The organism is Comamonas sp. wu1-DMT (genome assembly GCF_040187805.1).
Taxonomy (GTDB): domain Bacteria; phylum Pseudomonadota; class Gammaproteobacteria; order Burkholderiales; family Burkholderiaceae_C; genus Comamonas; species Comamonas thiooxydans.
In genome coordinates this window covers 338968-352166 of record NZ_JBANEM010000001.1, presented here as the reverse complement: position 1 = coordinate 352166, position 13199 = coordinate 338968, and the positions used below count along the sequence as shown (strand labels likewise).

The following is a 13199-nucleotide window of genomic DNA, read 5'->3' as shown; positions in this document are numbered from 1 at the left end:
CTGGGGGCCTCCCGATCGGATCGCAGCCAGATCTCAGCTATTTTTTGCAGCCCACAGATGCTGCGCCCACATGCCAGCCAGCATGGCGGCGACAAACAGCCAGACCTGCGGTGTAAGGGTCGCCAGATTCATCAGCGCAGGGCCGGGGCAAAAACCTGCCAGTCCCCAGCCTATGCCAAACAGGGCTGAGCCTGTCAGCAGCTTGCGATCAATGACGGTGCTGGCCGGTAGTTGCATGGGCTCGCCCAACAAAGCGGTCTTGCGGCGCTTGGCCCAGGTGAAGGCAATCAAGCCTACGGCGATGGCTCCGCCCATGACGAAGCCCAGCGAAGGATCCCATCGACCGAAAAAATCCAGAAAGTTCTGCACCTTGGCGGGGTTGCCCATACCCGAAAGAATCAGACCCAGGCCAAACACCAGTCCGCAGAGCAAGGCAGCAATATTGATGATCATCATGTTCTCCTTGCTGACTCAAGCAATGACATGGCGCATCACGAACACGGTGATGGCGCCTGTGGCGATAAAGGTTGCCGTAGCGGCCAAAGAGCGCGGCGACAGGCGTGACAGACCGCACACGCCGTGGCCGCTGGTGCAGCCCGAGCTCATACGTGTGCCGACGCCCACCAGCAGGCCGGCGGCGATGATGATTGCTGGGCTGGAAGGCAGCTGCATGGCTGGCAGCGGGGCAAACAGCGACCAGACCAACGGCGCGGCAATCATGCCCAGGATGAATGCCAGGCGCCAGCCCCACTGCCTGACAGAGGACCAGGTCGGCAACTGCAGCAATGCCCCGGCAATGCCGCTGATGCCCGCCACGCGACCCAGCAAGGCAATGAGCAGGGCAGCGGACAGACCGATCAGCAGGCCGCCGACCAGAGATGTCCAGGGCGTGAATTCACTCCATAAGATGTTCATGCTGTCTCTCCTGGTTGGCAGAACAATTGATACAAGGTTTGCATCAGCTGCAGGGCGCGGGCATCGGCCAACTGATACCAGATGAACTTGCCTTCGCGGCGGGTGGTGACCAGACCCTCGCGCCGCAAAATGCCCAATTGCTGGGACAAGGTAGGCTGGGACACGCCTGTCAGTTGCTCCAACTCGCCCACGGTGCGCTCCTGCAGGGAGAGCTGGCACAGCAGCAGCAGTCGGTCTTCATTGCCCAGTAGCTTGAGCATGACCACAGCTTCGCCTGCATGGGCTCGCACGGCATGCAGATCCAGCGTGGCCTGTGCTTCGTCAAAGGTTGATGAGCTCACTGTTTCACTTTCAAAATATTTTCATATATTATATAAAAAAGTAAATTAATTGGTGTGCTTCGGTGTTTCGGGTACATCGTTTTAGGAGTCACCATGTCCGCCAATGTGATGCATATCGAGCCGTTTTTTGATGCGGCTACCGGTACCGTGAGCTATGTTCTGGCCGATACGATCAGTGGTCAGGCCGCAGTGATTGACCCGGTGCTGGATTTCGAGCCCAAATCCGGCACCCTGAGCAGCCGCTCCGCGGACAAGCTGATTGACTATGTGCGAGCCAATGGCTGGCAGCTGCAATGGATTCTGGAAACTCACGCTCATGCGGATCATCTCTCCGCGGCCCAGCATATTCGTCACCATCTGGGCGGCAAGGTGGCGATCGGTGTCCATATCCGCGATGTGCAGGCCGTGTTTCGCAAGATCTATCACTTCGAGCGCAGCTTCTTGCCTGACGGCAGCCAGTTCGACCATCTGGTGCAGGATGGCGAACGCCTGCCTCTGGGTCAGTTGGAGTTGCTGGCCATGCATGTGCCCGGCCATACTCCGGCCGATATGGCCTACCGTGTGGAGGATGCCGTGTTTGTGGGCGATACCTTGTTCATGCCCGATGTGGGCACGGCACGTGCCGACTTTCCCGGCGGCGATGCGGCGACGCTCTATCGTTCGATTCGGCGTATCCTGGAACTACCTGGGCAGACCCGCATTTGGGTCTGCCACGACTACCCGCCGGCTGGTCGCAAGCCGCAATGGCAGACCACGGTACAGGCCCAGCGCGACAGCAACATCCATGTGCATGATGGCGTCAGCGAGGCGGAGTTTGTGCAGATGCGCACTGCACGCGACGCTACGCTGGATATGCCCACGCTGATTCTGCCTTCGGTGCAGGTCAATGTGCGTGCCGGCAAGCTGCCGCCTGCACAGGACGATGGCCGTACCTATATTCAGCTGCCCATCAATGCCTTTGCCAAGAATGGGCAGCTTCCGCAGGGTCTGCAGCAGTGATTAACGCGCTGTGCTGCCCTGACTGGCGCTTGCCGCGCGTGTGCTGTTCAGCTCATTGAGCTTGAGCTGCAGGCGCACCATGTGCTCGGCATAAACCAGTACTTCCTGCGTGGGCAGAGGCTTGGCAACACGCGCGGAATAGACCTTCAGTGCGCCTTGAGCCACCTCGGGGTCATCGCTGTCTGCATACCAGGCCCAGTCGGCCAGATGGGAGGCCAGCTCCGGATTGCTGTCTGCCAGCGCCACAGCGCGCTGAATCACCGGCCTGGCACCGCCGGCTAGCTGCACGATTTCTTTGGCCTCATTGGCCAGGGGTGCCGGGCGCCAGTGCGATGGAATATCGTCCCACCAGCCGCTGTACTCGCTGACTACCATGCGGCCGATGTCCTTGGCCGAGACATAGAGCTCGCGCGCATCGCTTCGCCGGGCCAGCTCTGGCGGTAGTGTGATTTTGTCAATCACCAGATCGCGGCGCTCGCCGCTGTTGAGGCCAGCCACCACTTGCCTGGAGATGCTATCCAGCATCTGGGCCTGGGCGGGCAGTCGGTCCTGAATTTCCTCGGGCTTGGTGATGGCCGGGCCATGCGCAGGCAGCAGCAGCTCGGGTTTGAGTGCTGCCATGTCGCGCAGGGCCTGGGCCCACTCCTCGGGGTAGCGCTGGCGGCGCTTGCCGTTGCCAGCATTGGGCAGAAAGCCCTGGAAGTAATCCGCGCTGGCCACGATCTTGCGGCCTGGCACGGCAACCCAGATCTGGTCTTCGGTCTCGCCGCGGGCATGGGTCAGCACAAAGTCTTCGCCGCCAATTTTGAGTGTGATCTTGTCCCTGAAAGTCTGGGTGGGCCGAACTGCATCTGCCCAGGTGCGGGGCACATCGGCCACGCTTTGCTGGTTATTGCGCGCAATCAGACCGTTGCTGCGCATGTCCAGCTCCATCTGAGTGATGAAGCGCTGCTCGGTCACTACACGCGGTTTCTGGTCCATCAGCGCCCAGGCGCCAAAGGCATGGTCGGCATGAAAGTGCGTGAGGATGACGGTGTGCAACGGCTTGCTGCTCAGCTTCTGCAGCGTTTCGGCCAAGGCCGGGCCTGCAGGTGCGTAGCCGCTATCGACCAAGACCAGGCCTTCGTCGGTCTCGAAGACCACCACATTGACGATGGGAAAACGCAGCAGCCAGGTGCGTGGAGCCACGGTCTCGACTTTGAGCTTGGCTCGGGCATCTGCAATGGCGTTCTGGTCGGTTCGGCTGTACATGCTGTTGGCTACTGCATACGACAGCTCGGTGCCAAAGCCGCCGCCTTCCATGATGGACCTGACCATCTGCGGATTGGCCTTGAACACCTGGGCGCGGGCAGCAAGCACGGCGGGGCTTTTCGCTCCCGAACCTCCGCGATCATCCTGATCGTGGGCATTGGCCGTGCCCGTACCGAACTGGCCCAGTGCCAGGGTCGTGACAAAGGCGTATCGGGAGAGCCGAGATATTTTTTTCATGTTTGCCATCACTGCATTCATTGGGCGTTGATCCGTTGCACCGGCTCCAGAATCCACGAAGGATCCAGAACCTCGGGCCAGGGCTGATAGGCGCGGGCCATCAGATAGAACAGATTCTTCTCGGGCGTGGGCAGCCAGTTGGCACGCTTGTCAGGGCCCGGGTCCGTGGGCTGCAACCAGATGTCCAGGCTGCCGTCGGCGTTGAACTTCATGCCCTTGGTGCGGTCGCCAATGGAGTAGCGGTTGATGGGGTTTTCCACCATGTACTGCCCCCCGGTTGCGAATTCATAAAGAGAGATAGACCAGAATGCATCGGCGGGCAAGCGACCTTGAGGCAGATGCAGGCGATAAGCCTGTCCCTTGCCGAGCGCCTGATTGTTGCCGTCCACACTGGCAGCGAAATAGCTGGCTTCTGCCGCGGCCAGCCCAAGAATGCCGCCCGACATGGCTGCCGATTGGGCACGCATGGCGTAGTTTGTGCCAAAGCCGTCAGGCAGGCGATAAGGGGTCCAGCCGTTTCTGCGTCTAGGGTCAGCCGTCTTGCGGTCGGCATTCAGGCGATTTTTGAGTTCGTTTTTCTCGATCTCGGGTGCCAAAGCCAGCCAGCGCTGCTGCACGGACTCGGGCAGCTTGTCCCAGCTGCAGGCCTTGCCGCAGATGCCCACGCTGGCAAAGCGCTGCAGCAGTGCCTGCTCCGTGCCGGGCGGTGGGTTGCGTGCCAGGGCCTCATTGCTCACATCGACAAAGCGGCTCCAGTCCTGGGCTAGCGGCTTGATCTTCGGACTCTCTTCGTGAGTCTTGAGCACAGGCTCCATGCGAAACCCATCCTGTACTGCATGGGCGGTCTTGAGGTCATCTTCACCGGTAACCAGCACGCGCAGATTCAGATAGACATCACGTGTAGGCGCGCGCACGATCTGGTCGACCTGCGGAATCTTGCCGCTCCAGCGGGGGCCGACCAGGGCGACCTTGCGTGACTTGGTGCCCCCAATGCGCCTGCCCACGTAGGAGAAGGTATTGAGGTCTGCGCCAATCATGGCAATCACGTAATAGCGGCCATGGGTTTCCGGCAGAGACAGCACCAGTGGAGATTTCTCCAGATCCAGCCAGGAGGTGGAGTAGAAGGTGTCTCGAATCGGGCCGTTGGCCCAGCGGTCCTTGGGCGTGGCCAGGTGGCGCGAGTGGCGGAAGTGGTTGAGCGTGGTGGCGGTGGCAGAGTCCTTGACCTCCAGGGCTTCATGCCGCATTTTCATGAATTCCTGATAGGGGTAGGCATAGAGCATGGCCTCGCGGATCAGGCTGTCCAGAGCCTGGTCGTCGGTAGCTGCGGCCGTCTGGGCATGGGCCATGCCCAGGCAAAGGCCCAATGCAGCAGCCGCCATGACGCGCAGCCCGGCGCGATTCAACTTTGACATGTGATTGAAATGGTGTTGTTGTGGTGATGACCGGGGCCGGTGGCCTTTTCCATCCCGGCCCGGTTCTTTCTGAGGCGAGCACCGCATACAGCGCGTGCTGGCGGCTCATGGGGGAACAAGCCACTCAGGTGCCGGCGTTGCGCGTGGCTTCAGGGGTGAACATGGAGGGGGTCATGTCTCCCTTGTTGAGCACGGGGCCCTTGGGGCGCTCCTGGAACAGGTTGTAGGCCACATAGCCGCCGCCGACCAGGTCGTGGTAGAAGGCCGTGCCTGCATGCCAGGCGTTGGAGTCGAACGCGTAGTAGTAATTGATGAGGCCTTGCTGCCACAGATTGCCGCGTGTATCGTAGAAGTCGCTCATCACGGCGTGGCCGGTGTCTTCGTCAAGGAAAAGCACGCGCTTGCCGTAGAGATGGCGATAGCCTTCCTTGAGCGTGGCTTCCAGCACCCAGACGCGGCGCAGTTCGTAGCGCATGTACTCGGGGTTGGCATGGCCGGGCTTGAGCAGGTCGGCGTACTTCACGGTATTGGCGTGAATCTTGTACGCGTTGGCGGGAATGTAGATTTCCTTCTTGCCCAGATTCTTCCAGTTGTAGCGCTCGGGCGAGCCATTGAAGAGACGGTCGGAATCAATCGTCATCTTGGCACCCACACCGCCACCCATGGGCTGGTCAAAACCATACTCGGGAATCTGACGCACTCGGCGTGTGCCCGGGTCATAGCTCCAGCCCAGGCGCTTGTCCTTGCCGAAGTTGACCGGCTCCCGGCTGACGCTGACCCCACCTTTCTCGCGTTCGGGCAGCTTGACCGCATTCATGCCCTGGGCCATGGTGCCTTCCAACGGCTTGCCAGCCTGCTCGGGGGAGTTCAGCAGGCTCATGCTGCGGTTGTCGGCGCGGCCGAAGACGGTGGAGCCATCCTGCATCACATAGGCGTTGTCACGCAGTGTGTGTTCGGTGAACGAGCGCAGCGGAAACAGGTTGTTGAAGGCCAGCTCCATGCCGGTCTTGGGGAAGGGGAACGGTATGGCACCCTTGACCGCGTTGTCGGCACCCATTCCGTCTGCGCTGATCACGGCGTTCTGCGCATTGGCTTTGGCCGAGGCGCAAGCAAAGTCCGGATAGCGGAAGTCACGATGGCCCGGATACACGGGAATGCTGAAGGTCTTGGGGTAGCGCGCAAACATGGCCTTCTGGCCTTCGGTCAGATTGGCGGCGTACTTGGCGACATTCTCGGCTGTGATGGAGAACAGGGGCTTTTCATTGGCATAGGGGTCCACCGGGTGCTGACCCGCATGCGGCGTGTACTGAATTCCAGGTGGTGTTCCCAGCCATTTGCCCGTGTATTCGGGCACGCCGCTGGCGGTGCCGGCCTTTTCGGCGCCGATACAGGTCAAGGACTTGCCCAGCTTTTCAATTTCTTCGGGGCTGCCTTTGGCGGCGGCTGCACCAGCCATGACGCTGGTCACGGTCAGCGCGATCAGGGCGCGGTAGCTCACGTTGCTTTCCATCACGAATCCTCAAAGATGTATGTGTGCAGCATTTGCACTATCGATCTGCCCGCGAATCGGGCCAAGGTCTAGTCCAAGACAGCTAGTCGCTGACTTGGCGCCTGTCGATGAATTCAATGTTCAAGCGAGCTTTGCGGCCCACCATCACTCGTTTGGACTAGCCCGTAAGGCCTAGCGAAGTCACCTCAGAGACAGACTGCTGCTCCAGCCTCGCGCTGACTGGATCAGGCAAGGGAAAACCTGTGGTATCCGACCTCGGGAAAACCAAGATGAAAATGCGTTTGAGGGAGGCCCGGCGTGATGCTTTTGAAAGCGAAAGGCCACCATGGGCCGGGCGGCGTAGGCCGCAAGGACTACCGGTGTCTGAAGGACCAGGTGGTGAAGTGCCTGCTTTGTTGCCGGGCGTTGCCCTTGCTTGGCTCAGCTGCCGGGCATGCCAAACAAGTCATGTGCATCCAGCAGGGCCCAGGCAATCTCGGGCCTGCGCTCCAGCCCCTTGCGGATCGCGGCGGGAATGCTCTGACGCGTTTTGCGGCATAGACCGGGCATATCTCCGAGATCGATCTGGATGCCGCGCATGGTGCGCACCTCGTTGTTGCCGGGAGTGATGCGTATCTCCAGGCCCAAGAGCGCGTGAATGCGCTGCTGCATATGCTCGAGATCAACCAGGCTGCTGATGCTCTCCAGGCGCTGCAGCAGCTTTTTCTCTTCCTCGCGCGTGAGCTGCAGAATGCGCAGATCCGCGTCCGGCATGCCAAGCAGCTGCTCGCGTCGGCAGTCGCAGGCGCCGGGTGGGCATTCGACACGGATGGGCAGGGAAGGCGGCTGCATAGGGCGGCAGAGAAAACCAGGGGCAGATGCAAGCATGCTAAGGCCTGCAGTGCCGCGCCGCCAGTGGGGACAGGCCCGGGCAAGACCTGCGTTTGATGGCTTGCTGGGGGCGCCATAAGTGAATTCACTTGTCCCAGTTGCTCTCAGGTTTGCCTAGACTCAGGCATTATTGAGGGTTACTACTAAAAGTAGGCTGGCTTGATCTGCCGGTTTCTACCAGAACGAAGGCCTGCATTGCCCGCTGCCCGGCAGCGCTGCAGCTGGGATGGGATCAATCACTTTTTATAGCGTCAAACGCATTATTCATGCGTGATTCGCGATATTTTTCATGATAGAAATTCGGGATTTATCCCTGACATACCAAGGCCCCAAGGGCCCGGTGCACGCTTTGCGTGGCATCAATCTGGAAATCGCTTCGGGCGAGGTGTTCGGCATCATCGGCCGCTCCGGCGCGGGCAAAAGCTCGCTGGTGCGTTGTCTGAATCTGCTCAACCGCCCCACAGAAGGCAAGGTCATCGTCAACGGACGCGATCTCATGCAGCTGTCCGACGGCGAGCTGCGCGCCGCGCGCCGCGACATCGGCATGGTGTTCCAGCACTTCAATCTACTGTCCTCGCGCACCGTGTATGACAACGTGGCACTGCCGCTGGAACTGGCCGGTATTTCCAAGGACGAGATTTACCAGCGCGTGACGCCGCTGCTGGAGCTGGTGGGCCTGGATCATCTGGCCGATCGCTATCCGGCCCAGATTTCCGGTGGGCAGAAACAGCGCGTGGGCATTGCCCGGGCGCTGGCCAGCAACCCCAAGGTGCTGCTGAGCGACGAAGCCACATCGGCACTGGACCCCGAAACCACGCGCTCCATTCTGGATCTGCTGCGCAAGGTCAATCGCGAGCTGGGCGTGACCGTGGTGCTGATCACCCACCAGATGCTGGTGATCAAGCAGATCGCCGACCGCGTGGCCGTGATCGACGGTGGCGAGATCGCCGAGCTGGGGCCCGTGATCGACGTCTTCACCCGCCCTCAGAAGACGATCACCAAGAGCCTGATCGACGAAATCGTGCCCCAGCAACTGCCCGAATCCGTGATGACCCGCGTGAACCAGCTGGCCGCTCAGCTGCAGCCTGGACAGCAAGGCCAGCTGCTGCGCCTGTCCTATGCGGGTGAGAGCGCCTATCAGCCGATTCTCTCGCACCTGATTCGCGAGCTGGGTCTGGATCTGTCGATTCTGCACGGCCAGATCGACGAGATTCAGGAGCAGACCTTTGGTTCGCTGGCTGTCTATGCCAGCGGCGAGGCAGCCAAGATTGATGCTGCCGTGGAGCACCTGCGTGCCAGCGGTGTGCAAGTGCAGATCGTGTCCAGCAAGGATTGAGAGCGATGTTTGAGAATTTTTCGGAAATGATGCTCCAGCTGCTGCTGGATTCCTTCTGGGAGACGCTGATCATGGTCGGCATCTCGGGCCTGATCGGCGGCCTGATCGGTATTCCGCTGGGCGTCTTCCTGCGCCTGACCGACCATGGCGGCATCTTGCAGAACGGTCCGGCCAACAAGGTTGTCGGCTGGATCGTGAATGCGCTGCGCTCCACCCCCTTCATCATCTTGCTGGTGGCCATCATTCCGCTGACGCGTCTGATCACGGGCTCCTCCATCGGCACCTGGGCGGCCGTGGTGCCGTTGACGATTGCGGCGGCGCCTTTTGTGGCCCGTCTGGTGGAGACCGCCTTGCGTGAAGTCGATGGCGGCCTGATCGAAGCGGCCCAGTCCATGGGGGCGACCACCGGCCAGATCGTCTGGAAGGTGCTGCTGCCCGAGGCGCTGCCTGGCATCGTCGCTGGTCTGACCATCAGCTTCGTCAGCCTGACCGGCTACTCGGCCATGGCAGGCGCCATCGGCGGTGGTGGCCTGGGCGACCTGGGTATCCGCTACGGCTACCAGCGCTTCTTGCCCGACGTGATGCTGGTCGTGGTGATCATCCTGATCTTCTTTGTGCAGGCCATTCAAAGCCTGGGCGACTGGGCAGTGCGGCGCCTGAGCCATCGTTGAGCCGTGCCGTACATTACAAAAAATTAAGAAAAGGGCTGCTGCCTGGAAACAGGCGCCGCCCTAAAATGCAGGTTCAAGATTTTTTGAAAGGCCGCTCTTGCTCAAGGGCGGCCATGATTTTTTCTGGGTAGATAACAGCAAATGATGGATGGTTTGATTACCGGCCGACTGACCGGCATCCCCGAGAGTCGCGTAGACCGCAACCGCCGCCCCTATATGGTGGCCCGCATGCGAGCCAATGCCGGCGATGGCTCCTCGATTCCCGTGAATATCGTCGCTTTCGACAACGCACCCTGCGCCGTGCTGCGCAGTCTCTCCGAAGGCGATGCGATTGCCTTGCGTGGCAGCTTCACGCCCAAGGTCTGGATCGACAGGCAAGACGAGTCCCATGCTGTGCTCGACGTGGTGGCCCAGCAAGTGCTGGCAGCACCCACGATGTCCGATCTTTGACAGCCTGCGCATGCAGACAAGCCCGCTACCGTGAAGGAGCGGGCTTTTTTTGTGGGCGCTTGGGTTGCCGCATGCAACTCGTTACGGCTTGCATTGTCAATCTGTAGTTTGCATCTGAGCAATCTGTCTAAGAAACAGCGCTCTGGCACATGAAACTGACGCTACAGTCTTAGCCACTCTCAATCTTTGGCACAAGGAATCTGCATGTTGAACAAGCGCTCGCTTTTGCGCACCACATTGGCCGTGGCTGCTACAGCTACCCTGAGCTTTGCCGCCCAGGCCCAGGACAAGACCATCAAGATCGGCGTGACCGCCGGTCCTCACGCGCAGATCATGGAAGTGGTCAAAAAGGTTGCTGCCAAGAATGGTTTGAACCTCAAGGTCATCGAGTTCGGCGACTATGTCCAGCCCAATGCAGCGCTGGCCGCCGGCGACCTGGATGCCAACAGCTACCAGCACCGCCCCTATCTGGATGCCCAGATCAAGGATCGCGGCTACAAGATCAGCTGGGTGGCCGACACGGTGAATTTCCCCATCGGCATCTACTCCAAGAAGATCAAGGCCTTGTCCGAGCTCTCCAGCGGCGCCAAGTTCGGCCTCCCCAACGACCCCACCAATGGCGGCCGCGCGCTGCTGCTGCTGCAGGCCCAGGGTCTGATCAAGCTCAAGGAGGGTGCTGGCCTGAAGGCGACACCTCTGGATGTGGTCTCCAACCCCAAAAAGCTCAAGTTCGTCGAGCTGGATGCAGCCCAGTTGCCACGTTCGCTGGACGATCTGGATGCCTCCACCGTCAACACCAACTTTGCGATCTCGGCTGGTCTGAACCCCAAGAAGGATGCGATTGCGCTGGAGTCGGCCAAGAACCCCTATGTGAACATCATGGTGGTGCGCGATGCCGACAAGAACCAGCCCTGGGTCGCCCAGCTGATCAAGTCCTATCACTCCGATGAGGTGCGCCAGTTCATCGACAAGGAATTCAAGGGCTCGGTCTTCCCGGCGTTCTAGAAGCTCCCCCTGAGCCGCTTTGCGGCTTCCCCCTGAGGGGGACGACAGCATTGCTGCGCGGCGGCGCTTGCTGGCTGTCTCTTTGATGGGGCATGCCTGACTGAGGGCATTGAACTAAGCGCTGCACCTGCAGCGCTTTTTTGCTCTCTTGTTGATAGCTGCCTGCGCTGGCTGCACATTGATTTTCGCTTCTTTCTATGGAAAACCATTTAATCACTGGCGCTGGCAGCTATTGTTTTTTGCTTATTCCATGACCTGAAACCATTCAGCCAGCGGTGCACGCGTGGTCTGGGTCTGGTTGACTGGGGCGGCCTCGTCGGCCCAGCCCAGGGCCAGGCCGCAGACGATGTGCTTGTTCTCGGCCAGGCCCAGCACGCGACGCACGGTAGCCGGGTACGAGGCCAGGGCACCGATGGCGCAGCTGCCCAGGCCCATGGCGGCGGCCGCCAGTTGCAGTCCGTAGAGCGTCATGCCCAGGTCCATATAGCCACCGGGGCCGTAATGGGCGTCGATGGTGACGACCAGCGCCACGGGTGCATCGAAGAAGCGGTAGTTGCGCGCAAATTGCGCTTCGCGCCCGGCGCGGTCGTCGCGCGCCACGCCAAGGGCGCCGTAAAGCGCCTGTGCCGAAGCCACCTGGCGCTTGCGCAGCTGCATGGGCATGGGACGCGGAAAGTAGGCGTAGTCCTCGCATTCGGGCACCTGGCTTTCAACGTCCTGCAGCAGGGCGGCAGTCAGTTGCTCGCGCAGCTTGCCGCGCACTGCGATCAGCTGGCCTGGTTGCAGATTGCCGCCGCTGGGCGCCTGGCGCGCCGTCAACAGCAGCTGCTCCAGCAGCGCGTCAGGCACGGCATCGGGCATAAAAGCACGTGTGGAGCGGCGCTGCTGCATCAGCGCCATGCCTGCTGGCAAGTCGAAGCCTTCAGATGTTTTTACGACTGAACCGTTGCTGGACATGGGGTAATAGCTATCAAAAATGAATTCAGGGAGCGGCTTGCAGCCATTGCACCAGGGTTGCGGCTCCGATACCGCCGGCACCGGCGATGGCCGCCAGGCCGAGTGCGGCCTTGGGTGTCCATGACTGGGCCTGATACTCAAGCTGAGCCAGGCAGCGCACCAGCGCAATCGCGCCTGACGCGCCTATCGGGTGACCGCGCGCCAGGCCGCCGCCTGCGCTGTTGATCTGCTCGGGCGCGAGGCCCATGGCGGCGCAAAAGGCCAGGCCTTGAACGGCAAAGGCGTCATGCAGTTCGATGGCCGATAGGTCTTGTGCCTTGAGCTGTGGGCTTGCCAATGCCTGGCTACCCCTGGCCAGCGTCATCTGCGCCGCCGCAATGGCCGCCAGCAGCGGTGTTTCGGGTGCGGCGCCCACGCTGGCGCTGGCCAGCCATTGCGCGCGGGGCTGCAGATTCCAGCGTGCGCAGGCCTCGGGCGTGGCCAGCAGGATCAGGGCCGCACCATCGGCCTTGGCCGAGACGGTCAGCGCACTGAGCGCATGGGCGGTGATTTCGTCGGCACTCGAACCCTCATGGCTGCCCCGGGCCACCACCGGCATGCGCGCGGCACGCCCGGGGTGGAGGGCACGCGGATAGGCGTCTGCCGCAAGCCCTGCCACAGGCACGATTTCGGGGGCGAGTTGCGCCTGGGCGGCCAGGGCCCGGCTGTGGCTCAGCAGCGCATACTGCTCCTGCTGGCTGCGACTGAAGCCATGCGTGAGCGCATAGTCGGCCGCCGATTGCAACATATCGGGGTCGCGCTCGGGATCGGGGGCAAATGGCGGGCGGTCATAGCTTTGGGGCTGCTCGCCTGGGAGCTGCGGGCGGGTCTGGCGAATGGGGGCGCGGCTCCAGGCCTCGATGCCGCCGGCAATCACCACCTCGGCCTGACCCGATTGCAGCAGACCCACGGCCATGGCCACCGCATCCAGGCCCGAGCAGCACTGGGTATCGATGGTGTGCGCGGCGCAGCCGTCGGGCAGGCCTGCGGCCAGTGCCAGCATGCGCGCCGGGTTGCCGCCAGCTCCCAGGGCGTTGCCGACGACGACCGCATCCACGGCATGGGCCGGCAGGCCGCTTTGCTGCAGCAGTGACAGCAGCAGCGGCCGGCCCAGTTCATGAGGGCTGAGCTGGGCCAGGGCCGAGCCTAGCGGAGCCACCGGGCTGCGTGCCCAGGCAATGATGGGGGTCTTGCTTGGCATGG

At 61.5% G+C, this 13199-nt stretch carries 14 protein-coding genes; 5 read left to right on the top strand and 9 right to left on the bottom strand.

Features of this window, described 5'->3' with window-relative positions; genetic code table 11:
• Window positions 1-33 precede the first annotated feature (33 nt).
• From V8Z78_RS01615 to V8Z78_RS01605, 3 genes are read right to left on the bottom strand one after another with little or no spacing between them, the layout of a single operon-like run.
• Window positions 34-453: a YeeE/YedE family protein gene (locus V8Z78_RS01615; protein WP_003070086.1), complete on the bottom strand. Its 420-nt coding sequence runs from the start codon at window positions 451-453 to the stop codon at window positions 34-36.
• 18 nt (window positions 454-471) lie between these two features.
• Entirely contained in the window at window positions 472-915 is a 444-nt protein-coding gene (locus V8Z78_RS01610; protein ID WP_349730775.1) for a YeeE/YedE family protein, read from the bottom strand.
• Window positions 912-1256, bottom strand: coding sequence for an ArsR/SmtB family transcription factor (locus V8Z78_RS01605; protein WP_046462027.1), 345 nt, complete (start codon window positions 1254-1256; stop codon window positions 912-914). The genes V8Z78_RS01610 and V8Z78_RS01605 overlap by 4 nt, the downstream gene beginning before the upstream one ends.
• A gap of 93 nt (window positions 1257-1349) precedes the next feature.
• Between V8Z78_RS01605 and V8Z78_RS01600 the strand changes: the two genes are divergently transcribed.
• On the top strand, window positions 1350-2255 hold the full coding sequence (locus V8Z78_RS01600; protein ID WP_003070075.1) for an MBL fold metallo-hydrolase: 906 nt from the start codon (window positions 1350-1352) through the stop codon (window positions 2253-2255).
• On the opposite strand, the gene V8Z78_RS01595 is transcribed toward V8Z78_RS01600, so the two are convergent.
• The 4 genes from V8Z78_RS01595 to V8Z78_RS01580 form a co-directional block, all read right to left on the bottom strand.
• The gene (locus V8Z78_RS01595) at window positions 2256-3743 is read right to left on the bottom strand and encodes an MBL fold metallo-hydrolase (RefSeq protein WP_349730774.1); all 1488 of its coding nucleotides are present in this window, start codon (window positions 3741-3743) and stop codon (window positions 2256-2258) included.
• Window positions 3744-3760: 17 nt separating this feature from the next.
• Window positions 3761-5158, bottom strand: coding sequence for a DUF1254 domain-containing protein (locus tag V8Z78_RS01590; protein ID WP_349730773.1), 1398 nt, complete (start codon window positions 5156-5158; stop codon window positions 3761-3763).
• Window positions 5159-5282: 124 nt separating this feature from the next.
• Window positions 5283-6668: a DUF1329 domain-containing protein gene (locus V8Z78_RS01585; RefSeq protein ID WP_057092150.1), complete on the bottom strand. Its 1386-nt coding sequence runs from the start codon at window positions 6666-6668 to the stop codon at window positions 5283-5285.
• A gap of 420 nt (window positions 6669-7088) precedes the next feature.
• Entirely contained in the window at window positions 7089-7499 is a 411-nt protein-coding gene (locus V8Z78_RS01580; RefSeq protein WP_349730961.1) for a hypothetical protein, read from the bottom strand.
• A 328-nt stretch (window positions 7500-7827) separates the two neighbouring features.
• Here V8Z78_RS01580 and V8Z78_RS01575 point away from each other — a divergent pair, with 328 nt between their 5' ends.
• From V8Z78_RS01575 to V8Z78_RS01560, 4 genes are all read left to right on the top strand, one after another.
• Window positions 7828-8874, top strand: a complete 1047-nt coding sequence (locus tag V8Z78_RS01575; protein WP_046462032.1) for a methionine ABC transporter ATP-binding protein — start codon at window positions 7828-7830, stop codon at window positions 8872-8874.
• 5 nt (window positions 8875-8879) lie between these two features.
• Window positions 8880-9545 carry a methionine ABC transporter permease gene (locus tag V8Z78_RS01570; RefSeq protein WP_003055731.1) on the top strand — a complete coding sequence of 222 codons (666 nt, stop codon included), beginning with the start codon at window positions 8880-8882 and terminating at the stop codon, window positions 9543-9545.
• Window positions 9546-9686: 141 nt separating this feature from the next.
• Window positions 9687-9995 (top strand): single stranded DNA-binding domain-containing protein, encoded by a 309-nt coding sequence (locus tag V8Z78_RS01565; RefSeq protein ID WP_012838140.1) that lies wholly within the window; start codon window positions 9687-9689, stop codon window positions 9993-9995.
• A 204-nt stretch (window positions 9996-10199) separates the two neighbouring features.
• Window positions 10200-11000, top strand: coding sequence for a MetQ/NlpA family ABC transporter substrate-binding protein (locus V8Z78_RS01560; protein ID WP_003070058.1), 801 nt, complete (start codon window positions 10200-10202; stop codon window positions 10998-11000).
• Window positions 11001-11243: 243 nt separating this feature from the next.
• On the opposite strand, the gene V8Z78_RS01555 is transcribed toward V8Z78_RS01560, so the two are convergent.
• Both V8Z78_RS01555 and V8Z78_RS01550 read right to left on the bottom strand, forming a co-directional pair.
• Window positions 11244-11957 carry a nitroreductase gene (locus tag V8Z78_RS01555; RefSeq protein ID WP_034363254.1) on the bottom strand — a complete coding sequence of 238 codons (714 nt, stop codon included), beginning with the start codon at window positions 11955-11957 and terminating at the stop codon, window positions 11244-11246.
• 25 nt (window positions 11958-11982) lie between these two features.
• Window positions 11983-13197: an acetyl-CoA C-acyltransferase gene (locus tag V8Z78_RS01550; protein ID WP_349730772.1), complete on the bottom strand. Its 1215-nt coding sequence runs from the start codon at window positions 13195-13197 to the stop codon at window positions 11983-11985.
• Window positions 13198-13199 lie beyond the last annotated feature (2 nt).